Below are 23,182 nucleotides of genomic sequence, written 5' to 3'. Positions count from 1 at the left end.
GGTTTCGTTGTATCAGACGGTTTTTATAAGAAAAAGCATAACTACTATTTAGAATGGAGAAACTATGCTGGTGCTGATCAAGCGTTAAAATATAGCAGTGGTGTGCCATACAATACAGGACTTCTTGTATGGTATGCGGACTCTAGCTTTACAGATAACTGGGTTGGTATCCATCCGGGCGAAGGTTTCTTAGGGGTTGTTGACTCTCACCCAGAGGCAATTGTTGGAACGTTAAACGGCAAACCAACTGTTAAAAATAGTACACGATTCCAAATTGCAGATGCTGCGTTCTCCTTTAACCAAACATCAGCGTGGAAAGTTGGATCTCCATTACGCGGAATATATGATTACAAAGGATTACCAGGTGTAACGAAGTTTGATGATTCTAAAAGGTATATGAACGACTTAATCCCAGATGCAGGACGTAAATTACCGAAGCTTGGATTGAAATTTGAAGTAGTTGGACAAGCAGATGATAATTCTGCAGGTGCAGTTCGTTTATATCGTTAATAATGGAGAAGCTGTTGAAGAGGATTCCTTTCAACAGCTTTTTTCATAGGAACATAAATTTCAAGTTATTAATAAAATAAAGAAAATCTGCAGCGTATGGCGGGTCTCTTTGTCTATCTTATGAATACTAAACTATCACGTTTGACTGTACAGTTTATGTATTGTATGATGTTCTTAACATGAATGGGGAGGGAAAAATCGTTGGGAAGGTGTATCGAATCGGACAGTTGGCTCACTTGGCTCACGTATCGAAACGAACGATTGATTATTATACGAATCTAGGTATCTTAAAAGCGGAGCGATCTCAATCTAATTATCGCTATTACGACGAAACAGCATTTGAGACATTACAATTTATTGAGAAATGCAAAGAAATGCATATGCCGCTTTGTGAGATTAAAGAGAGGATCGAGGAGAGAAAGAAGCTGCTCGGTATCAATGAACACGTTTCGAAACAAGTGAATGAAGTGACAAACCATATCCATCAATTAGAAGCAGAACTAACACAGTTAAAATCTCTTTTAGATGGGTTAACAGATTCACAACGTGAAAAAATATCGAAATCTTTATCTGGTCAAACGACAACTTTACTACAAACTCTAGTACTATTGTTATAGTTAAAGTTGGATCCGACTCTTTTAATTTCTGTATAGCGCTATGTTTTCTAGAGAAACAGAGAATAAGAAAACATTATAAGTATACAGGAGGTGAACACCTTAGTTTTTCTAACTAAGGGGATTCATTGGAAATATTTAATTTAGTCATGGTTGCGATTTTAATCGCATTTACTGGATTTTTCGTAGCAGCAGAGTTTGCGATTGTAAAGGTACGTTCAAGTCGCATAGATCAGCTTGTTGCGGAAGGAAAACGCGGTGCGTTAGCAGCAAAAAAGGTAACAACAAATTTAGATGAATATTTATCTGCTTGTCAGTTAGGAATTACAGTTACAGCAATGGGATTAGGTTGGTTAGGTGAACCGACAATAGAAAAACTATTGCATCCATTATTTGAGAAATGGAACTTAAATCCGTCTGTTTCACAAGTATTGACTTTTGGCCTTGCATTTATGACAATGACATACTTGCACGTTGTAGTAGGGGAATTGGCTCCAAAAACAATGGCAATTCAAAAGGCTGAAAGAGTAACTTTATTATTTGCGGGACCTTTAATGGTGTTCTACAAAGTGATGTATCCGTTTATTTGGGTACTAAATAGTTCAGCACGTGTCGTAACTGGCTTATTCGGTTTGAAACCAGCTTCTGAACATGAAGTAGCCCACTCTGAAGAAGAATTACGTCTTATTCTTTCAGAGAGCTATGAAAGTGGAGAAATTAATCAGGCTGAATATAAGTATGTAAATAATATCTTTGAATTTGATAACCGCATTGCGAAAGAGATTATGGTACCACGAACAGAAATCGTTGGTTTTTATCTCGAAGATTCAGTAGAAGAACACATGAAAATTATCCAAAGTGAACGATATACACGTTATCCAATCTTTGGAGAAGATAAAGATGATATTATCGGTATGGTTAACGTAAAAGACTTCTTTATTCGATACATGAAAGGCGATAAAGAAAATGTATCATCTATTCGCACGTATATGCGTCCGATTATTGAAGTAATGGAAACAACTCCAATTCATGATTTACTTCTGCAAATGCAGAAAAAGCGAATTCCAATGGCTGTTTTATATGATGAGTACGGAGGTACAGCTGGAATTGTAACGCTAGAAGATATATTGGAGGAAATCGTCGGCGAAATTCGTGATGAATACGATGAAGATGAACATCCACCAATTCAACATGTGAATGAACATCACAAAATTGTTGATGGGAAAGTGTTGATTACAGAAGTAAAAGATTTATTCGGTCTACACATCGAGGAAGAAGATGTGGATACAATTGGTGGATGGATTATGATGCAGAATCATGAAATTGAAGAAGGACAATGTGTGGAAGCTGAAGGATATGAATTTAAAGTTCTTGAAAAAGATTCACATCAAATTAAACGCGTTGAAATTCAAAAAATTGATCATCAACAAGAAAAAGCAGCAACTGTGTAAGTTGCTGCTTTCTTTTTTACCTATAGGAAAACTTAAAATAAGGAGCGGATATCTTGATTGAAGTTGCGTTACGAGTATACAAACTACAGCTATATATGATTTTTAGTGGTTTACTACTTTTATGGACGATAACGCCTTTTTCAAAGCAAGTTACTGGATTTGGGATTGGATTAGCAGTCAGTGCATACTGCCTATGGTTGTTAGCGAGAAGAGTTGAAAAAATTGGTAGAAGTATTGTATTAAAGCAACGCGCACCGGGACTCGGGATTTTAAATCGTTTTGCTGCTGCTATATTGGGGGCAATCATCATGTATGAAATTGAACATGAAATGGAGATGTGGGCATTTGGTACAGGTATTTTAGGTGGTCACTTTTTAATGATTGCAAATTTAGCATATGCCAATCTACAGTTAGCAAGAGAAGAAGAGGAAAAGAGAAAAAAGATTACAGAGGATGCGAAGTAAGAAGGTAAAAGGGAACCGGAAATGGTTCTTTTTTATCTTCTTATTTTTGGTTGTTTCCGATATATGAAATCATCAATTAAATGTGATCTGTAAAAAGGATCTTAAATAACCATTATAACAAAAATATATAATTGTACGTTATCAAGACCTAAATTGTATAAAGTCATAAAAAATAAAGGGTGATACATATTATACATATTAGTCATGTATAATATGTATCACCCTTTATTTCTTGTTAAACAAACGCGCCCTTTAATTTAATAAACAGGATCAGAGAAAGTGAAGTGATTTATTGGACTTCCTCATCGGCCGAGGGACCATAGATGCCCGGAACCGGAATATCAAGCAAACGAAAATAAACCCCAATTTGTGCACGGTGATGAATCATGTGACTTAATCCAAAGGTACGGAGTGCAATTGCCCTTGGCTCCCGGAGCACAATATGGTCACCATGGCGCAATGTCCATTCCTGATCGAGCATTTTCTCATCGCATTCGTCTAGTAGCTTTCCTAACTTGCTGACGTTCGCGTCAAACTCCTCCAGAATGTCAGCGCGTGTTTTCAAAGGCTGTCTCCTTTGTTGTACGGTTGCAAGATCGAACTCAGGGTACTGAAAAATCGCAATTTGCCAGTTTAGCAGGTTGATCAGATGTGTGGCTAGCCCTTCGAGCGTCATTGATTTATCGTGTGGCTTCCAAGACATATATTCCTCAGGTAGGCGTTCCAGAATGCGGCGCGTAGACTCGAGTTCTTTCGTTGCGTCGCCAAAGATCAGTTGTTTAATCATAAATTTCTCCCCTCACTATGGTTTGTGTACTATAAATTAAGTCAAGTGGGTGAACGTTTCTTCACATCACCCCTTACTTTTCTAAACCAGATTAATTTTGCAACCTGTCCCTTATTCCATCTAGAATTTCCCCCCAATATACTTTCATTTCTTCTCTAATATTTTTATCAGAAAGCTTCTCTTGATGAAAACTAATCGTTGTTTTATTACTTGCTTTTGATATAATACGGACTTGTACTATTGACGGTTTTTCCCATTCTTCTTTTTGCCAAGTTAGGCGAATCTGTTCTAACGGTTTAACAATTCGAATTTCCCCTTTCCCTGTTCTCGTTATGTATTTCCGTCCTGGCTTAAGAATGATGCTAGTACTTTCACCCAACCATAAATCTAATCCTTCCTTAGAGGTAATAAGATCCCAAGCCTTCTCCTGTGAAACTGGGAAAGTCCTTCTAACTCCGACTTGAAATCCAACATCTTTGGTTTGACCAATAATTCTTTGGTCGTCCATTTTTACACCCCACAATCTTTAATGGTTTTTGTTAGTGGGTATTATTTCGATTTACCTTCTAATAACTCCTTCCTTAAGATATCTTTTTTATTACTATCTAGTTTTACTTCTTGAATTCTCAATCTAACCACCTCCAATAATTTAAATATGAGATACATAATAAACGAACTATACTAAATATATAAGTTCCTGTTTATATTTCTAATATTTATAAAAAGAGAGGATATTCGCCTATATATTGAACGAACAATCCTCTTTTCATGATACTCTAATTAATAGGAATTAAGCAGTTATGTTAGAATTATAGAAAATAGGGGTGCTAAAATGGGTAAAGATAAAGGAACTCCTGAAAGAACAAGAGAAAAACTAAGACAAGAAGAACTAAAAAGAAATCCAACTGGAAATATCAATGATGCGTTTAATAGGGCTGGAACTGGGAACCTTGCCGATTTAGTAGGTAGTTTAGGATGGAAAGGTAGGGCATTTTAATCCTTGTAATCATAATAGGTTGTATTGCCATAGCAATATTCTTTAAGTAAGAAGATCTCTTTTTGATGTTATTTGTTACACTTGTTTTTTAACGGAAAGATGCTGGTCTAATTCAAATCGATCCGTATAATGAAACGTTATTAAAATGCATTATATATAGCGGCAAACCATGCGAAAACAACCTGTTTTTTATTTCATATGAAAAAATAAAAAAAGTTTTGAAAACCCATCGCTTTCTAAAGCGGATATATGTTATTATGACAAAAGACTTTTTGAAAGAGGTGGATGAAAATGTTACAAGCGCTACTTATTTTTGTACTTCAAATTATTTATGTTCCCGTTTTAACAATCCGGACGATTTTGCTTGTAAAGAACCAAACAAGATCCGCTGCTGGTGTCGGATTATTAGAAGGTGCGATTTATATTGTTAGTTTGGGAATTGTGTTTCAAGACTTATCAAATTGGATGAATATTGTAGCCTATGTCATTGGCTTTAGTGCCGGACTTTTATTAGGTGGTTATATAGAAAATAAATTGGCAATTGGGTATATTACATACCAAGTGAGTTTATTAGATCGTTGTAATGAGTTAGTTGATGAGTTAAGGCATTCGGGATTTGGTGTTACTGTATTTGAAGGAGAAGGAATCAATTCTATTCGTTATCGTTTAGATATTGTTGCGAAGCGTTCACGTGAGAAAGAGCTTTTGGAAATTATTAATCGCATTGCACCGAAAGCATTTATGTCTTCTTATGAGATTCGTTCTTTCAAAGGTGGCTATTTAACGAAAGCGATGAAAAAACGAGCGTTAATGAAGAAGAAAGATCATGCTTCATAAGAAAAAAACTAATTTTGACAGGGATATTCATGTATCAGTTTTATAAAGAGGAAAAGGATAGATGCAGGCAGAGTGAATCTGAGTGATCTATCCTTTTTTGCGTTATAATTGTAAAATTGTGTAGTAAGAACAGGTAATTTGTTGATATGATGATAATGGTTAATAGCATTGTAGCAATAGCGGGAAATTACATATAGGTGAATGGGAGGATAAATCTTATAGCTGATGTAGGTGCCTTTGAGAAAATGGAACATATGATACATTGTACACAAACTAAATATTTCTGGAAAAATGTTTTCTTCCCGTTAGGTACAAAAAAGCTTATTATAAGTAATAGATAAAAGTTGAGCTTAAAAACTTGATAAATGTGTATGCCTAAAGCTTTGTAAAGGATTTTTTTTCTTTTTTATTACCATAAATAGTTTAAAATTATCAGATAATACTAGATATTTTAGTCTATTAATTATTATAATAGAGTATGAGATGGTTATAATTGAGACAGAAAAGGTGTATTCTTAGGTGGGGCCTAGGTGGTGCTTTTCTTTTTGTAACATGTAAGCTAAAAGTGCCGAGTCTTTTTTGCCAATATAGGGGATGGAGAGATTATCATGAGCAACATGCAGAAAAAAACAGACATTATCTTAATTGGTGCTGGAGTCATGAGTGCGACTTTGGGATCATTATTGAAAGAGCTAGCACCTGAATGGGAAATTAAGGTATTTGAAAAACTGGCAGATGCAGGGGAAGAAAGCTCTAACGAATGGAATAATGCAGGTACAGGTCATGCTGCATTGTGCGAGCTTAACTATACATCCGAAAAATCTGATGGATCTATAGATGTTAGCAAAGCTATAAAGATAAATGAACAGTTTCAGCTTTCAAGACAATTTTGGTCTTATCTTGTGAATAACAATCTAATCCGTAATCCGCAGGACTTTATTATGCCAATACCTCATATGAGTTTGGTACAAGGGGAAAAAAATGTTGCGTTTTTGAAAAAACGTTTTGAAGCGCTTTCAAAGAATCCGCTGTTTCAAGGGATGGAATTTTCCGAGGACCCTGAAAAACTGAAGGAGTGGATTCCACTTATTATGGAAGGCCGTACACCGAATGAAGCGATAGCGGCAACAAAAATCGATTCTGGGACGGATGTTAACTTTGGTGCTTTAACACGTATGTTATTTGAGCACTTACAGAGTAAAAATGTCGAAATAAACTACAAACATAGTGTCCAGGATATTAAACGTACGAGTGACGGATCATGGGAAGTGAAGGTGCATGATATCGATAGTGGTAAAATCGAATACCATACTGCAAAATTCGTCTTTATTGGCGGTGGAGGCGGAAGTCTACCTTTACTACAAAAAACCGGTATTCCTGAATCAAAACATATCGGAGGGTTCCCAGTAAGCGGACTATTTATGGTATGCAACAATCCAGAAGTTGCAGAACAGCACCATGCAAAAGTGTACGGTAAAGCTAAAGTAGGTGCTCCTCCAATGTCTGTACCGCATCTTGACACAAGATATATCGATAACAAAAAGTCATTGCTATTTGGACCTTTTGCTGGCTTCTCACCAAAGTTCTTAAAAACGGGTTCGAACTTTGATTTGATAGGTTCTGTAAAACCAAACAACCTCGTGACTATGTTAGCCGCAGGTGTAAAAGAAATGGGATTGACAAAATACTTGATTCAACAAGTTATGTTATCAAGTGAAAAGCGCATGGAAGAATTACGCGAATTTATTCCGAATGCAAAAAGTGAAGATTGGGATATAGTAGTAGCGGGCCAACGTGTGCAAGTGATTAAAGATACTGATGCTGGTAAAGGAACACTTCAGTTTGGTACGGAAGTTGTTAGCGCCGCTGATGGTTCGATTGCTGCATTACTTGGTGCTTCTCCTGGTGCTTCTACTGCTGTTAACGTTATGCTGGAAGTATTAGAAAAATGCTTCCCACAACATATGAAAGAGTGGGAACTGAAAATAAAAGAGATGATACCTTCTTATGGTGTATCGCTAGTGGAAAACCATAAGTTGTTCCAAGAAATTCATGCTTCAACAGCAGAGACACTTGGCTTAAGCAAAAAAGACTTGGCTTATAGTTAATTCTTTGGATGAAAATAAAGGGGTATATGGAAGTTAGATTGTTTAATAAGACATGTAATTAGTAGGTAATAATTAGACATTTGTATCATGTTATCAAAAGCACCGTTCTGAATTGGACGGTGCTTTTAATCGTATTATATACCTATAATCCTGTATTCATCATTTCTTTCTCTTGTGTTTGCTTTACATTTTTTAACATGTGAAGCGAAATAAAACCGATTACTCCCATTGTCCCTAAAGTCAACCAAGGTGCATATGCTTCTTGCAACTGAGAGGTAAACCATGTCCCTGTGTAGTTACCGATTGTAAATCCAATAGCGAGTGAAAGTTGATAAACCCCAAAATATGTAGCCGTATAAGATGCATGACTATAATTTGCAATTGCAATATCAGCATTAGGTAATACGAGTGTTTCTCCAATTGTAAATAGAATGACGCAGCCAAACAGCCAATACGGATGTGGAAATAGAGGGATAAGTAAAAAAGAAAGTCCCATAAGTAACACACCGTATTTTACAATCGAGAGTGTGCTATATTTGTGAAATATTTTTCGGAATGCAATCATAAATAAAACGCCCGTAATTGCATTCACTGTAACAACAAGTCCACCTAGCTTTGGACTATGACTGATATTGCTCATATGAAGCGGAAGTGCAACAGTAAGTTGAGTAAACATAATGTAAAAGAAAATCATAATACATGAAAATGAGAGGAAATGCTTGTTTTGTAAAACGGTTTTGAATCCTAATAAGAGCTGTACATTTTCAGTAGAAACTTGGAAGTGGGATCTAAGAAGATAAAAAATGATAGCAAAGAACAACATAAGAACTCCAGCAAATAGAAAGGCGTACAAAGGATTCCATACGAGTAATATACTACCCGCAATTGGACCGATAATTGCACCGCTGTTAAAAGCGAGATTTAAGTATGTAAATAAATCTTTCCGGATGCAAGCAGGTTGCGAACCGAATACAGCACGAGCAGCTGGTTCATAAAACGCAGTTCCAAAGCCGATTAATGAAGTTGAAATTGAAATCGTGTGAAACTCGGAAAATATTCCTAAACAAATAAAGCCAATACCTCTTAAGAGTAATCCGGATATCATCATAATCATGTATCCGAATTTATCAGCAATAATGCCAGAAAATAAAGGGATAATTCGTGAAGTAAGTATCATAATTGTTAAGACAGTTCCAACTTGCAAAGTAGAGAAGTGTAGAAAACTAGATAAATAGATGGCAAGAAAAGCGTATACAGCAAAGTAGCCAAATGACATAAAAAATGATGAAAAAAGTATGATGCGTATCGGTATGGGAAAGTTTTTCATAGTGTCTCCTCTCTATTTTGTAACCACTAAAAGTTTTTAATGGTTAACTATTTTATATTATAATTATACATAAAGTCAGAAAAAAGTAAAATTTAGAAAGATGGTGAATGGATTTGAGTCAGAGTCAAGAAATAGCGGAGCAATTAGAAATTGTAAGAGAGTTTTTAAATACATGGAGAATTCCAAATGATACAAGAAAGCAGGTAGATGAGCTTCATACAATAGATAATGTATTTCAATTTATGAGAAAACATTTTGATGAGGAATTTTTTTTCGGTACGTTGGATGAACTGAAGCAATTTAGAGATGACGTTCGTTTCGCGGTTGAGGAGAAAGGAACACTACAAAAATGGTTTGAAGAATATCCATTTGGTGTATGTGTGACAGAAAATATGGAGTGTATTACATATGAACCAATTGGAGGGCGCAACTTCTATACAGTAATGTTACAAATTATTTTGATTGCGATTGAACAAAAGAGGTGGAATCGGTTAAAAGCATGTCCAGATTGCCGCTGGGTCTTTTACGATTATTCTCGTAATGGGAGTAAGCGCTGGTGTGGTATGTATGCAGGGAGTGAAGAAGGGAGGGCCTGTGGTACGATTGCGAAAGTGAAAAATTATCGTGCAAAGAGAAAAGGGAAATCTGGTTATAATGTTTAAATATATAGATAGCATGTAGCTAATGAGATTTCATGTGTAGAAATGATTGTGTGTATCTGAGAGTACCGTGGCTGTAGTAGGGGGGTAGAAATGGAACAAACAAAAATGTTAGAAATAAATAAAAAGTGCTGGGATATAGTAGCACCTTACTTCTTTCAGGTAGATTCTTTACCGAAGTATGGGCCGTATACTGCTTCTGAAGATGAAATTCAATTGTTACCAACAACGTTAATTGTTAAGGCGCGAAAATAGGTTATTGTATAAAAGGAAGATACAATATGAAAAAAGCTTTGCTACTCATGCAAAGCTTTTTTCATGTTTCATTACACTGTACGTATAAGTGATCTTACGTGCGTAAGAATATCACTTCATCTTTTCGGCTGAAAAATATGTTGGAAAAAGTATTTATGATGTAAACTGTCTACAATTTTGTTTGCTTGATACGTACGTTGCTGTTCCAGTCGAACACGTTGCTCCATCATCTTTATTTCATGATCTGATAAACGTAACATTGTACGAGTCTCCTTTTCTATAAATATAGGTTTCTAATGATAACGATTCCACATATTTTATAGTTAAGGAGGGATACTGTGTAACATAGGTAAAAAGCACCTTCCCTCTCCCATTACGCTTACGAGGTTAGCTGTCGGACTCGGGAAGTGAGAGTTCCCTACTTCATAAAGATTCGCCCCAAGTAGCCTAAACTACATAAATGGTTCCCCCGTTCCAAAATTTGGATTCAGCAAAAGGTTTTATAGAGTAAAAAATAACATAATGAAATGGATAAGTCAAACTATTTATTTTATTCTGTCTTTTTTAATTGTGTAAGGATGATTCCATCAGGTAATACAATATCGTTCACTACAATAAAACCGTGTTTTTTATATAAAGAAAGAGCAGGTTTGTTTGCCTTACCTGTTTGTACAATATATTTCGCATCGTTTGAAAATATGTTGAATAAGTAAAGGAGTAAACTTGTTGCAATACCTTTATGGAAGTGATCTGGGGACACTACTAATCGATGAATATCGATAAAATCTCCTTTATTTATAAAAGAAATAAAGCCTATTAGTTTATTTTCAAGTATGTAGCCATAAAAGGTTTCATTACAATTTTGAATATCTGCTACGGTATCATATAGACGCGGGATTGCTGTGCTGTTAATGTACTGTGCTTCAATTTCATAGGCTGGAATTTGAATCGCCAAAATGTTTGAAGCGACATCAAAAGCAGTCGGAATTAATTTGCAAATCATAGATAAACCTCCTTTGAATCGTTTGATGTTTATTTCTTTATATTGTAGCACGTTGTAATAAGGATAGTTAAGGAGTATATTGCCGCAGTTTTTTAGGTGGGAAGAAGTAGAGTAATATAGTGAGACTTTGACCTAATTTGACAATGGTTTTCTTGTGTGGATATAATATATGTATGAAATTCGCATAAGATATTAGTAACTATATTTTTCTGGAACAAATATAAATGAAAATCATCTGTCATCAAATGTAAAAATATAGAAATTTTTATATTTGATCATAAACACCATAATAGAAATGGAGGACTAAAGATGGGATGGGTTATCACATTAATAGTTGGTGCTATTATAGGTGCAATTGCAGGTGCTATAACAGGGAGGAATTTCCCTGCTGGCATGATTGGTAATATTATTGCTGGTTTATTAGGTGCTTGGCTAGGTGGTAAATTATTTGGAGCATGGGGACCAGTATTTGGTGGGATTTATGTAGTTCCGGCATTGTTGGGCGCAGTTGTATTGATTTTAATTGTATCGTTTGTAGTAAAAGCTACACGTAAATAGAAATATAGGACTGATTGTTCATAAAGCCCTTTTTAAGGGCTTTTTATACTTAGAGAGGTGGCAGATTTGGAGAAAATAAATTTACGAAAAAGAGATAAACTGAAAAAGTTTTTTAAAGAACAAAATTATTTAGCGGTGCTACTTGGATTTGCCTTACTCTTTGTGAATATACTACTACTAACAAAAATTTCGTTTGTGTTTACACCGTTCATTGTCTTTTTAAAAACAATCTTCTTTCCCGTGTTGTTAGCTGGTGTATTATTTTATATTTTGCACCCATTTGTTTCGCTTTTAGAAAGAAAAGGTGTTTCGAGAATCGTTTCAATTGCATCTATATACATATTTGTAATGGGATTGTTTGTTTTTCTTGTTGTAACAGTTATTCCGATTATGAAAGACCAAATCAATGCATTAATAGATAACTTACCATATTTCGGTCATGAAATTGAAAGGGCAGCGCGTAGATTTGGAGAAAGTAATATAATTGGAAAGATTCAAGAGAGCTTAAATATTGATGTAGGTAGTATCGTAAAAGATTCTACAATGAATTTTACAAACTCATTATCATCAGTGACAGGAAATGTAACTGGTTTCTTGAGTACACTTACAGAAGTCGTTCTTACATTTGTAATGGTGCCTTTTATATTATTCTACCTTTTAAAAGATGGAGAGCAATTACCAAAGTATTTTTTAAGGGCTATTTCAGAACAGCGGCAACCTGCGGCTAAGCTCATATTAGATGATATGCACTATGCGATCAGTTCATATATTAGAGGGCAAATTATTGTTAGTTTGTTTATTGGAATTATGTTATTAATTGGGTATGTCATTATCGGAATTAAATATGCGGTCTTACTTGCTGTGTTAGCGATGATTGTAAATGTAGTACCATATGTAGGCCCGATTATTGCTATAATACCTGCTTTAATTATCGCCTTTATTGATTCGCCAGCGATGATTGTAAAAGTTATTATTGTAATGATGATTGTACAATTGGCAGAAGGGAAGTTTATTTCACCGCAAGTTATGGGTAAGAAATTAGACATTCATCCAATTACGATTATCTTTATTATTTTAACAGCAGGGAATTTATTTGGAATGATGGGAATCATCTTGGCGATTCCCGGATATGCGATATTAAAGGTTCTTGTTACGCATGGTTATAGATTTATTAAATTAAATACGTAAAAAAGGGGGGTTAAAACAGAATGTGTCTGTTTTAACCCTCCTTTTAATTTTTTAGTTGCATAGTACTCCTGATGAGCAAAGGATAGGAATGTATTTTGCTATGATAAGTCTTCCTAAGTTTTTATATCATTTTCTGTAAATAGATGCAAAAAACAGAAAATTCACGTTTATCAGAATCGAAAATGTGGTAAGATGTAAGAAATAAATAAATGCAATGATGGAGAGTAGTACATGTTTGGAACTTTACAGAGAGCTGATATGTGGTGGAAATCAGTAAGGGATGAACATGGAATGGACTCTGGAGCTTCTAGCTGAAATGAGTAGGCTAAGACGATTTGCTTCGCGTTAAAGAGGCATCAAGTGAGCTGTAATTGTAGCTAATAAAGGTGGTACCGCGGGAGTCTCTCGTCCTTTTCTAGGATGAGGGGCTCTTTTATTTTGGAAAGGAGGACGTAGCGTGAGTGAGAAAATTATGTTAACAGGGATTAAGCCAACTGGGCATCCGCATTTAGGAAATTATATTGGGGCGATTAAACCAGCATTAAATATGTCTAAAAACAAGGATGGAAAAGCACTGTATTTTATAGCGGATTATCATGCATTAAATGCCGTGCAAGATCCTAAGCTATTTTGTGATTATACAAAAGAGGTCGCTGCAACGTGGTTATCATTAGGGCTTGGAGAAGATGTTATCTTTTATCGACAAACGGAAGTTCCGGAAATTTTAGAATTAGCATGGATTTTAGCTTGTCTGACTCCAAAAGGCTTGATGAATCGGGCCCATGCATATAAAGCAAAGGTAGAACAAAATAAAGAGGTAGGCGTTGATATCGATACGGGTGTCAATATGGGATTATATACGTATCCCATTTTAATGGCTGCAGATATATTGTTGTTTCAGTCGAGCCATGTACCTGTTGGAAAAGATCAAATTCAACATATTGAAATCGCTCGGGATATTGCGACATATTTTAATCATACTTTCAGAGAGACATTTACGCTTCCTGAGTATGTAATACAAGAAGAGGGAGCCATTTTACCCGGTCTTGATGGGCGAAAGATGAGTAAAAGTTATGGGAATGTAATTCCGTTATTTGTAGAACCTGAAAAACTTAGAAAGCTAATCTTTAAAATTAAAACGGATTCTTCCTTACCCCATGAGCCGAAAGAACCTGAAACATTATTTATGATATATAAGGAATTTGCAACAGAGGAAGAAATACAAAATATGCAAGAGCGATATAGGGAAGGGATTGGATGGGGGGAAGTAAAAAAAGAACTATTTTCCGTTGTAAACCGTGAATTAGAAGAGCCGCGAGAGAAGTATGAGAAATATATGAATGAGCCGAACATATTGTATGAGGCTTTAGAAAAAGGTGCGAAGCGCGCGAGAGATATTGCGAAGGTGAATTTAGCGGAAATTAAAAAGAGGATTGGGTATGAGAGGGAACGATAAACGTTCCCTTATTTTCTTGTTTTGTTAAATTGCTCAATCATCATTTTAGGAACAACTCCAATATTATTTGGAAGTGTATGTAATGGGAAAAAGCGTAATTCTTTTGATTCATTATGGTCGCATCGCAACTCACCTTCGTAATCTCGGCATATATAAACAACCATAACGCCATGTACTTGATCACCATTTGGGTATACTTGAAAAAATTCTGGACCTGAGAAAGTATGGAAAATTTCTAGGCTTTTTAAAATAAGCCCCGTTTCTTCAAATGCTTCTCGTTTTGCAGCTTCTTCTAATGTTTCTCCGTATTCAAGAGCTCCACCAACAATGCCCCACATATTAAAATCAGTACGAAGTTGAAGTAAAATTTCATTTTGTTCGTTTAAAATAATAACGTGTGAGCCAATTAGTATAAGCGGATGATTTCCTACGAGCTTTCGCATGTCTTTGATATATCCCATTTTTTTGTACTCCTTATGAATTTATATTTTTCGCAAATTGTAAATATGTTTCATATTCTGTAAAGCCAAGTTTCTTTAAAATAGGTGCAGAATGTCCTGTTCGTGCTTGGCATGTAGCAAGTGAAGTGCCACGCTCTTTTGCAAGTTGTAATCGTTTATAAACGAGCTGTATACTCCTTTATCATTAACAATACTTTGGTAATTCTCGCAACATTTTTTCAGCTCGATTCGCCACAGAAGTAAGACTTAGGTCTGTTTTCGTTCTGAAAAACAAGGTGCGTAAAAATGTTTTGATATTTGCGCATAACATGAAATATTCATGGCAAGGAAGTTTGATTTTTAACTGTGCTAAACGTTCTATTTTTTTATAAATCATTGAAAAAAGTTGATCTTTTGAGAAATCATAATAAAGCATAGATAGGAGGGGCGTTACAATTCTTTCATCTTCATTATTATGGTATACGCTAAAATAAGTGAAGACTTTATTTAATAAGCAATGTGCAATTTCTTCGTAACAGGAACAGCTAATATGTGAGCTGTGTACAAGTTCGTTAAAGGCATCGGCTGCATGGGCCACACTATGAGCCCAGCCTTTATCTTGTATATATCCACGATAATCTGTTTCAAGATTCATATATGTAAGAAGCTTTTCTTTTACTTTTTGTACAGTTTCTTGTGATAAGAATGAGTGAGAATTATCGAACCGTATAATTAACCCTATTAATAAAGTTGTATAGGAACGAGTGAAAACACCATCTGTATTTGGAGAGGAGATTTCTTGGTATAAGTAATCATCGCTTAGACAGGTTGTTAATAAAATCTCCAAGTTATCATGAGACAGGAATTCATTTTGAATAAGATGTGCAAAGCATTTATATATTAATTGATCACGTACATAGCTATCGGTCGTTCCGATATGTTCAATCATATGAGAACTTAACTCATTCAGATCGATGTTCTGAATTTGCGTATAGTTATTTTGTTGAATAAAATCGAGTTGTTGTTGCAATGTAACGATATCCAAGGATGTCCCTCCTCTAGGCATTAATAACACCCTGCCTCCTAGTATTCTATATATTCGAAGACAATCCTGCTCATGCAAGGATAAATCATAGCTCCTCCCGAAGTAGATAACAAGAAGGGGGGATATGATGTTAAAACAAAACCTGGAACATATAGTTGCACTGTATCCATCTGTATTATTCGATGGTTGGCATATTGAAAATGTATCAGAACGAAAGGAAGGAGCGAAATGGGAAACACTTTGGTTTCAAGTTTTTACACCGACGGGGGTGTTCCGAATAAAAGAATTTTTTCTCGATATAATGGAACCAACATTTCCAGATAGTTGTATTTACAAAGCGCAAGGTGAATGTTCGCGATATAATGACCTTATATATTGGAAAGGGACAAATTATAAAGGAAAAGTAAGTTATGTTGTCTCTAAATGGAAAACACAAGTTGAAATTTCGATTGATAAAGGATTTGTGCAGCAACAAAAAATGGAACAATTTTTAGAAGGATTACAGCCACTAGATGTAGAGAAAGCAAAAAAACAACTGAATAAGCCGTTTCATCACTTGAGTTTTCAAGCAAGAGTACAAACTGGCGGTGAAATAAGTAGATGTAGCAAATGGCATTCACCAAATGAAGTGCAGTTTGACTCCTTACCGATTATGCTTCCGAATGGCTGGAAACTCGAATCAATTGGTTTTGGAGATGAGGAAACACAATATGTATATTGGGATGTAAAGGAACAAGTATATGCACTTTGGGCATGTCGTCATATAAAGCGTAATTATTATCCGAGATCATCGTGGCTTCAAAACTACAGCCATATGCAGATGATTAATGGGTTAGAAATTTATACACATTCTCAACGTGGTACAGTCGTATATCAAGATTTAGGGGATGAACAGATTGTCTACGTATTTCGCGGTATTCCATCTACAACGTTCGCAAAAGTACAAGAAATCTTTTCTTAATCGCGAAGAAAGGTAAGCGAATGTCACAAATATAGCCACGACAGAGTGAGTATATTTGTAATACAATATAATAGAGTATTGCTTCGTATAACGGATTATATAAAGAAAGTATTGGTGAAAATATGAAACAACAAAAAGGTTGGTTACATGCAAATATAGAGCGAAATGTGGAGAATAAGTTACATATCACATGGGAAGATGGAGTAGGAGAAGTTTCGATTTATTGGAGCACTTCATCAGAACAAATTGAGGAGAATGGAGAGTTTTTATTACAAGTATCAGGTGGATCATCATGCACGATAGAAGATCCAAGTTTAAAAGCGCGTCCATATTTCCGATTAGTCGCAAGTAATGGACAAGCTGCGACTGTAGCGGAACGCAGGTTGCCATTACAAGGAGCGTATAATTTTCGTGATTTAGGCGGTTATGAAACAAGTGATGGCCGTAAAGTAAAATGGGGTAAATTATATCGTTCAGAAGAATTAGCAGGATTAACAGAATGGGATATTGCTTATTTACAGCAGTCTGGTTTAAAACTAATCTGTGATTATCGCACAGACTTTGAAGTGACGCATAAACCAAATCCAAGCATTGCTGGTGCTCGCCAAGTTTGCTTACCAGTTATGCAAGACATCGCAAAAGACTTAAATATAAATGAGTTTTTCCAAGTTGGAGATTTATCTATGCTTGGAAAACCAGGTGAATATTTAGTGAAAATGAATCAAGGATTTGTAGAAGGTAACGAAGCGTTTGTTCGCTTCCTACAATTTGCTCAAGATCCAAAAAGTTTACCATTAGTTAACCATTGTACAGCCGGAAAAGACCGAACAGGATTTGGTTCAGCGCTAGTATTACTTCTTCTCGGTGTTCCAGAAGAAACGGTAATGCAAGACTATTTATTAAGTAATGGGTTCCGAGAAAAGTTAAATCAAAAAATGATGGCATTTTTAGGTGCGAAACTACAAAATGAAGAAAGTAAAGAAATATTAGGAGCGATGTTCGAAGCACGTGCGGAGTACTTACAAGCTGCGATTGATGAAATAAAACGTGCATTCGGCAATGTTGAAAACTATGCTGAAACAGGACTTGGTTTTACAAAGGACCAGTTAGAAAATATGAAAGCATTGTTACTTGAAGAAAAGGAATAGATATATAGCGCTGTTTTATTATTTGAAAAAATTTGACGAGCAATCCTGTAGTATACTGCAGGATTGCTTTGTTCATTAGTAATTTTAAAATTGAAATGGGAACGAGTGATGGAGGAAATTATGAAATACAACGTGATATTCTTTGATGTGGATGATACACTATTTGACTTTAGTATGTCAGAAAAAAATGCACTACATAAAGTTTTTGAGGATTTTGGGTTACCTACGGGAGAAGTAGATTATAAAAACAGCTATAAAGAGATTAGTAAAGTATTATGGAGAAAATTAGAGCAGGGAACGACTACTTTATCAGAATTAGGAGTAGAGCGATTTAGAAGGTTGTTTTTAGAACATAACTTAGAGATCGACGCAGCTACATGTAACAGTGCATATCTTACATACTTAGGAAAAGAAGTACATCTTGTACCGGGAGCTGTAGATGTATGCAATAGTCTTACTGGATGCAGGCTAGCTATTATAACAAATGGATTTGCTAGCGTGCAAAAATCTAGAATAGAAGGATCGCCTCTTAGCGCTACATTTGAGCATCTTATCATTTCGGAAGAAGCTGGGTTTCAAAAGCCGGATCAAGGGATTTTCGAATATGCATTTTCTAAACTGAAGATTACTGATAAAACGAAAGTGTTAATTGTAGGAGATTCTTTAACTTCTGATATTCAAGGAGGAATAAATTACGGAATTGATACTTGCTGGTTTAATCCAAATGGGAAGGAAAATCATATAGGTATTCAACCAACATATGAAATTCGTGAGTTAACGGAGATGATAGAGATTGTGGGGATAGAGGCTATGCACACATGATCAAAAAAGGCCAGACTCTCCAAAGGGAGAAGTCTGGCCAAAATCAAAAAGAATTTATTCATAAATAGTTTAGATTAGCTTTATAAGCTAGCAATTTAAAGGAATTTGACACTCTATGTTTCTATCGAGTATTTTTTGCACCAGAACCATTTAAACTAATATTTACATTGAATACATGTAAATGATGAGAGAGCAATAGATATTTCAATTGTTCTCTCATCGAAGTTAAGATAATTCTGTCTCCCTAAAAAAATCGACACAAAAAGTAAAAGCGCTTGCATAATTAAAAATCCGAGTTATAATACTTGTATACAAGTATACTTGATTAACATGGGAAGGTGACGTTATGACGGAATCAATGGAATTTCTTTATCCTGAAAAATGGCTTTCAAAAGCTTCTACTGGTGATCGTGTTGCGAGCGAACTTAGAATGCGTATTATTGCAGGTAAAATTGAAAACGGTACCATTCTATCGGAAAATAAATTAGCTGCCGATTTTTCTGTAAGTCGGTCACCTGTTCGTGAAGCATTAAAAGTACTGGCTTCAGAAAATATCATTCGCTTAGAAAGAATGGGCGCAGTTGTCATTGGTTTAACCGAAAAAGAAATTGAAGAAATATACGATGTTCGTTTACTCATAGAAACATTTATCTTTGAACGGCTTGTAAAAATGGACACGAATGAGTTAGTAAAGGAACTGAATAAAATTATAGAAATGATGAAAATCGCCATTAAATATCATGATGCTGATGAGTTTTCTTATCAAGATGTCTTATTCCATGAAACGATTATTCGCACTATTCATCATTCCCATATCTTGATGATGTGGAATAATTTAAAACCTGTTATGGAAAGCTTAATCCTTTTATCAATGCGTACCCGTTTCAAGGAAAAATACGAAGACTTTGAACGGATTATCAAAAATCATGAGCTTTATATAAAAGCGATTGAATCAAAAGATCGAGCCCTCATGATTGAGGCCTTACATCAAAACTTTGATGATGTTCAAGGGGAAGTTGAAGACCTCTGGATGTCACAACAAATGTTATCTAAAGGAGTAGAGCAAGAACATGAGTAGCTATATGTTAGGTATAGATATCGGTACAACAAGTACCAAAGCAGTATTATTTACTGAAAAAGGCGAAGTCGTCCAAACAGAGAATATTGGTTACCCACTTCACACACCGGATATATCCACAGCGGAACAAGATCCAGAAGAGATTTTTCAAGCTGTTTTGCGGGCGATTTCAAATACAACGAGACATCATTCAGATAAAAAACCATCGTTTATTTCATTTAGCAGCGCCATGCACAGTGTCATTGCCATGGATGAAAATGACCATCCGCTGACACCTTGTATCACTTGGGCAGATAATCGCAGTGAGGCATGGGCACATAAAATCAAGGATGAACTGAATGGCCATGAAGTTTATAGACGAACAGGAACACCCATTCACCCTATGTCACCATTAAGTAAGATTACTTGGATTGTGAATGACCATCCTGAAATCGCAGTCAAAACGAAAAAATATATCGGAATAAAAGAATATATTTTTAAAAAGTTCTTTGATCAATATGTTGTGGATCATTCCCTCGCTTCATGCATGGGAATGATGAATCTACAAACACTAGATTGGGATGAAGAAGCTTTAAAAATTGCTGGTGTAACATCTGCTCAATTATCTGAGCTCGTACCAACCACCAAAATATTTAGCAACTGCAATCCGGATTTAGCCAAAAAGATTGGTATCGACTCACAAACACCGTTTATCATTGGTGCTAGTGATGGAGTACTTTCTAATCTAGGTGTGAATGCAATTAGAAAAGGCGAGATTGCAGTCACAATCGGGACAAGTGGTGCCATTCGAACCATCATTGACAAGCCGCAAACAGATAAAAAAGGAAGAATATTCTGTTATGCCTTAACGGAAAAACATTGGGTAATTGGTGGACCGGTAAACAATGGAGGGATGGTCCTTCGCTGGATTCGCGATGAACTTGCTTCATCAGAAGTAGAAACTGCGAAAAGATTAGGAATTGATCCATACGATGTATTAACCCAAATTGCTGAACGAGTGAGACCTGGCGCAGACGGATTATTATTCCATCCATACCTCGCAGGTGAACGTGCGCCATTATGGAATCCAGATGTACGTGGCTCATTCTTCGGCTTAACGATGTCACATAAGAAGGAACATATGATTCGTGCAGCCTTAGAAGGCGTTATTTATAATTTATACACCGTATTTTTAGCATTAATCGAATGCATGGACGGTCCTGTGACCCGTATTCAAGCAACAGGAGGCTTCGCAAGGTCTGACGTTTGGCGACAAATGATGTCCGATATTTTCTCGTCTGAAGTCGTTGTTCCAAAAAGCTACGAAAGTTCTTGTCTAGGTGCATGTATATTAGGCCTCTATGCTACGGGAAAAATTGATTCTTTTGAAATCGTTCCCGAAATGGTTGGCAGCACCTACAAACACACACCGAAAGAAGAAGCAACAAAAGAATATAGACAATTACTACCGATATTTATCAACCTATCAAGAGTATTAGAAGAGGATTATACACGAATTGCGAATTATCAAAGAAATTTAATAAAGTAAAACTTTCATCAGTAATTCCCCAATCCTCATCTCTCTTTAAATTTTGAGGTTGGGGGTTACTACAAAAAATAGGGGATAAACACAAATACAGCTAATATTAGGGGGAAATTACGATGCCATTAGTCATTGTAGCAATTGGGATTTTAGCATTACTTTTACTGATAATGCGCTTTAAATTAAATACCTTTATTTCATTAATCATTGTATCGTTCGGCGTTGCTTTAGCACTTGGAATGCCGCCAGAAAAAATTGTTAAAACCATTGAAGCAGGATTAGGCGGAACACTTGGTCATTTAGCACTTGTTTTTGGACTTGGTGCGATGTTAGGTAAGTTGCTTTCAGATTCTGGGGGCGCACAACGCATTGCCATGACCCTTGTGAATAAATTCGGTAAAAAGAACATTCAATGGGCTGTTGTGACTGCCTCATTTATTATCGGTATTGCATTATTTTTTGAAGTAGGATTAGTATTATTAATTCCGATTGTATTTGCGATTTCAAGAGAATTAAAAGTTTCTATCTTATATCTCGGTATTCCGATGGCAGCAGCTTTATCTGTAACACACGGATTTTTACCACCACACCCAGGACCAACCGCTATCGCTGGTGAATTGCATGCAAACATCGGTGAAGTATTACTTTACGGTTTTATGATAGCGGTTCCAACAGTTATTTTAGCTGGACCTGTATTTACTAAAATTGCAAAAAAACTAGTACCTGAAGCATTCGCAAAAACTGGTAATATCAAATCTTTAGGCGAGCAGAAAGTATTTAAACTTGAAGAAACTCCTGGCTTTGGAATCAGTGTTTTTACCGCTTTACTGCCTGTTATTTTAATGGCAATCGCTACAATTATTACTTTGCTGCAAAAAACAATGGGATTTAAAGATAATAGTTTACTAGCAGCGATCCAGTTTATTGGGAATGCGGATACTGCCATGTTGATATCCTTATTAGTTGCGATTTATACAATGGGATTGGCAAGAAATATTCCAATCAAAAACGTGATGGAATCTTGTACAACAGCGATCTCAAATATTGGGATGATGCTCTTAATTATTGGCGGAGGCGGAGCTTTCAAACAAGTATTAATTGACGGCGGCGTTGGTAACTATGTAGCCGAATTATTCCAAGGAACTTCATTATCACCGATCTTGCTCGCATGGATTATCGCTGCCATCTTACGTATTTCATTAGGGTCTGCTACGGTCGCTTCATTAACAACGGTCGGTTTAGTGATCCCGATGTTAGGTCAATCTGACGTTAACCTTGCTTTAGTTGTCCTTGCAACAGGAGCTGGTAGTTTAATTGCTTCACACGTGAACGATGCTGGTTTCTGGATGTTCAAAGAGTACTTTGGTTTAAGCATGAAAGAAACATTTGCAACATGGACCTTACTTGAGACTATCATTTCCGTAGCCGGATTAGGATTTACTTTATTACTAAGCTTATTTGTATAGATCTTTCTCAACAGTAAAAGGGGTACGGAACGATTCAAAGAATAATCCGCCGCATTTGAAATTTTTTCTAATTAAACTTTTGAGATAAGTCATATGGGATACGGAAGCTGTTTAATGTGATTTTTCATAATTGATTGATAAGGATGGAAGTTTCTCTTTATTTTTTAACTTGATGGCGATGTGCCGTATCCCTATGACCTTTGCACGCATCTTGGCGGAGCATATTGAAATGAAACAGATGGATTATTTGATTAAAGTGTTACTTTAGGTATATATACTATAATATAGACAGAGTAACATGCATAGAAAGGAACGATGAAATATGCCAAAGCAACAAATTGGAGTTGTTGGTGTGGGGGTTATGGGAAAAAGCCTCGCACTTAATTTTGAGAGCAAAGGGTATTCAGTTGCCCTATATGATATTTCAAAGGAAAAAATAAATGAAATTATTGAGGAAAACAGCGGTAAAAACTTGGTTGGTACTCA

Annotated in this window: 23 protein-coding genes, 3 pseudogenes, 1 riboswitch and 1 other annotated feature; of the genes and pseudogenes, 19 read left to right on the top strand and 7 right to left on the bottom strand. The window is 35.8% G+C overall.

Annotated features, from left to right (window positions below):
- The 4 genes and pseudogenes from CN373_RS24135 to CN373_RS24120 form a co-directional block, all read left to right on the top strand.
- Positions 1–510 (top strand): annotated as a pseudogene (locus tag CN373_RS24135) (immune inhibitor A domain-containing protein); the annotation flags it as partial.
- Positions 511–719: 209 nt separating this feature from the next.
- Entirely contained in the window at positions 720–1,127 is a 408-nt protein-coding gene (locus tag CN373_RS24130) for a MerR family transcriptional regulator (RefSeq protein ID WP_098360323.1), read from the top strand.
- 125 nt (positions 1,128–1,252) lie between these two features.
- On the top strand, positions 1,253–2,575 hold the full coding sequence (locus tag CN373_RS24125; RefSeq protein WP_000402276.1) for a hemolysin family protein: 1,323 nt from the start codon (positions 1,253–1,255) through the stop codon (positions 2,573–2,575).
- Positions 2,576–2,628: 53 nt separating this feature from the next.
- Positions 2,629–3,039 (top strand): ATP synthase subunit I, encoded by a 411-nt coding sequence (locus tag CN373_RS24120; RefSeq protein WP_000573511.1) that lies wholly within the window; start codon positions 2,629–2,631, stop codon positions 3,037–3,039.
- A gap of 289 nt (positions 3,040–3,328) precedes the next feature.
- Here the strand turns inward: CN373_RS24120 and CN373_RS24115 are convergent, their stop codons facing one another.
- Both CN373_RS24115 and CN373_RS24110 read right to left on the bottom strand, forming a co-directional pair.
- Positions 3,329–3,826, bottom strand: coding sequence for a DinB family protein (locus CN373_RS24115; protein ID WP_098360322.1), 498 nt, complete (start codon positions 3,824–3,826; stop codon positions 3,329–3,331).
- Positions 3,827–3,917: 91 nt separating this feature from the next.
- Positions 3,918–4,334 (bottom strand): SRPBCC family protein, encoded by a 417-nt coding sequence (locus tag CN373_RS24110; protein WP_098360321.1) that lies wholly within the window; start codon positions 4,332–4,334, stop codon positions 3,918–3,920.
- 324 nt (positions 4,335–4,658) lie between these two features.
- Here CN373_RS24110 and CN373_RS24105 point away from each other — a divergent pair.
- The 3 genes and pseudogenes from CN373_RS24105 to CN373_RS24095 all read left to right on the top strand — a co-directional run bounded on the left by CN373_RS24105 (position 4,659) and on the right by CN373_RS24095 (position 7,768).
- Positions 4,659–4,873 (top strand): annotated as a pseudogene (locus CN373_RS24105) (DUF6366 family protein).
- Positions 4,874–5,114: 241 nt separating this feature from the next.
- Positions 5,115–5,660: a DUF2179 domain-containing protein gene (locus CN373_RS24100; RefSeq protein WP_000938450.1), complete on the top strand. Its 546-nt coding sequence runs from the start codon at positions 5,115–5,117 to the stop codon at positions 5,658–5,660.
- Between the two features lie 608 nt (positions 5,661–6,268).
- Positions 6,269–7,768, top strand: coding sequence for a malate:quinone oxidoreductase (locus CN373_RS24095; protein ID WP_098360320.1), 1,500 nt, complete (start codon positions 6,269–6,271; stop codon positions 7,766–7,768).
- 142 nt (positions 7,769–7,910) lie between these two features.
- Here CN373_RS24095 and CN373_RS24090 read toward each other — a convergent pair whose 3' ends face one another.
- Entirely contained in the window at positions 7,911–9,095 is a 1,185-nt protein-coding gene (locus CN373_RS24090; RefSeq protein ID WP_000787917.1) for an MDR family MFS transporter, read from the bottom strand.
- Between the two features lie 107 nt (positions 9,096–9,202).
- Between CN373_RS24090 and CN373_RS24085 the strand changes: the two genes are divergently transcribed.
- Entirely contained in the window at positions 9,203–9,757 is a 555-nt protein-coding gene (locus CN373_RS24085; protein WP_000366141.1) for a CGNR zinc finger domain-containing protein, read from the top strand.
- A 90-nt stretch (positions 9,758–9,847) separates the two neighbouring features.
- Positions 9,848–9,973 (top strand): annotated as a pseudogene (locus tag CN373_RS25680) (class I SAM-dependent methyltransferase); the annotation flags it as partial.
- 152 nt (positions 9,974–10,125) lie between these two features.
- Here the strand turns inward: CN373_RS25680 and CN373_RS25675 are convergent.
- Positions 10,126–10,269: a hypothetical protein gene (locus CN373_RS25675; RefSeq protein ID WP_000945248.1), complete on the bottom strand. Its 144-nt coding sequence runs from the start codon at positions 10,267–10,269 to the stop codon at positions 10,126–10,128.
- 100 nt (positions 10,270–10,369) lie between these two features.
- Positions 10,370–10,512: riboswitch (cyclic di-AMP (ydaO/yuaA leader) on the bottom strand.
- 47 nt (positions 10,513–10,559) lie between these two features.
- Positions 10,560–11,012 carry a GNAT family N-acetyltransferase gene (locus CN373_RS24075; protein WP_000562891.1) on the bottom strand — a complete coding sequence of 151 codons (453 nt, stop codon included), beginning with the start codon at positions 11,010–11,012 and terminating at the stop codon, positions 10,560–10,562.
- 309 nt (positions 11,013–11,321) lie between these two features.
- On the opposite strand from CN373_RS24075, the gene CN373_RS24070 reads away from it, so the two are divergent.
- The 3 genes from CN373_RS24070 to CN373_RS24060 all read left to right on the top strand — a co-directional run bounded on the left by CN373_RS24070 (position 11,322) and on the right by CN373_RS24060 (position 14,214).
- Positions 11,322–11,570 (top strand): GlsB/YeaQ/YmgE family stress response membrane protein, encoded by a 249-nt coding sequence (locus CN373_RS24070; RefSeq protein ID WP_000539946.1) that lies wholly within the window; start codon positions 11,322–11,324, stop codon positions 11,568–11,570.
- 66 nt (positions 11,571–11,636) lie between these two features.
- Positions 11,637–12,758 (top strand): AI-2E family transporter, encoded by a 1,122-nt coding sequence (locus CN373_RS24065; RefSeq protein ID WP_000411499.1) that lies wholly within the window; start codon positions 11,637–11,639, stop codon positions 12,756–12,758.
- 205 nt (positions 12,759–12,963) lie between these two features.
- Positions 12,964–13,174, top strand: a binding site (T-box leader).
- 41 nt (positions 13,175–13,215) lie between these two features.
- Positions 13,216–14,214 (top strand): tryptophan--tRNA ligase, encoded by a 999-nt coding sequence (locus CN373_RS24060; RefSeq protein WP_098360319.1) that lies wholly within the window; start codon positions 13,216–13,218, stop codon positions 14,212–14,214.
- Positions 14,215–14,222: 8 nt separating this feature from the next.
- Here CN373_RS24060 and CN373_RS24055 read toward each other — a convergent pair whose 3' ends face one another.
- Together CN373_RS24055 and CN373_RS24045 are read right to left on the bottom strand one after the other, a co-directional pair.
- Positions 14,223–14,675, bottom strand: a complete 453-nt coding sequence (locus CN373_RS24055; protein WP_000540557.1) for an NUDIX hydrolase — start codon at positions 14,673–14,675, stop codon at positions 14,223–14,225.
- 184 nt (positions 14,676–14,859) lie between these two features.
- Entirely contained in the window at positions 14,860–15,699 is an 840-nt protein-coding gene (locus CN373_RS24045) for a DUF2785 domain-containing protein (protein WP_000355891.1), read from the bottom strand.
- A 127-nt stretch (positions 15,700–15,826) separates the two neighbouring features.
- Between CN373_RS24045 and CN373_RS24040 the strand changes: the two genes are divergently transcribed.
- From CN373_RS24040 to CN373_RS24010, 7 genes are all read left to right on the top strand, one after another.
- Positions 15,827–16,660 carry a hypothetical protein gene (locus CN373_RS24040; protein ID WP_000917711.1) on the top strand — a complete coding sequence of 278 codons (834 nt, stop codon included), beginning with the start codon at positions 15,827–15,829 and terminating at the stop codon, positions 16,658–16,660.
- Positions 16,661–16,782: 122 nt separating this feature from the next.
- Positions 16,783–17,808 carry a tyrosine-protein phosphatase gene (locus CN373_RS24035; RefSeq protein ID WP_000813277.1) on the top strand — a complete coding sequence of 342 codons (1,026 nt, stop codon included), beginning with the start codon at positions 16,783–16,785 and terminating at the stop codon, positions 17,806–17,808.
- A gap of 120 nt (positions 17,809–17,928) precedes the next feature.
- Positions 17,929–18,630 (top strand): YjjG family noncanonical pyrimidine nucleotidase, encoded by a 702-nt coding sequence (locus CN373_RS24030; RefSeq protein ID WP_000876832.1) that lies wholly within the window; start codon positions 17,929–17,931, stop codon positions 18,628–18,630.
- A gap of 346 nt (positions 18,631–18,976) precedes the next feature.
- The gene (locus CN373_RS24025; protein ID WP_000140393.1) at positions 18,977–19,708 is read left to right on the top strand and encodes a GntR family transcriptional regulator; all 732 of its coding nucleotides are present in this window, start codon (positions 18,977–18,979) and stop codon (positions 19,706–19,708) included.
- Positions 19,701–21,236: a gluconokinase gene (gene gntK, locus CN373_RS24020; protein ID WP_000100550.1), complete on the top strand. Its 1,536-nt coding sequence runs from the start codon at positions 19,701–19,703 to the stop codon at positions 21,234–21,236. Before CN373_RS24025 ends, gntK begins: the two co-directional genes overlap by 8 nt.
- A gap of 113 nt (positions 21,237–21,349) precedes the next feature.
- On the top strand, positions 21,350–22,696 hold the full coding sequence (gene gntP / locus CN373_RS24015; protein WP_098360318.1) for a gluconate permease GntP: 1,347 nt from the start codon (positions 21,350–21,352) through the stop codon (positions 22,694–22,696).
- A gap of 322 nt (positions 22,697–23,018) precedes the next feature.
- Positions 23,019–23,182 (top strand): NAD(P)-binding domain-containing protein (locus tag CN373_RS24010; RefSeq protein WP_240519094.1); only part of this gene is annotated, 164 nt, incomplete at its 3' end.

Source organism: Bacillus cereus, assembly GCF_002561295.1.
Taxonomy (GTDB): domain Bacteria; phylum Bacillota; class Bacilli; order Bacillales; family Bacillaceae_G; genus Bacillus_A; species Bacillus_A cereus_S.
Note: the sequence above shows the minus strand (reverse complement) of the source record. Positions and strands in the feature narration are given on the sequence as shown.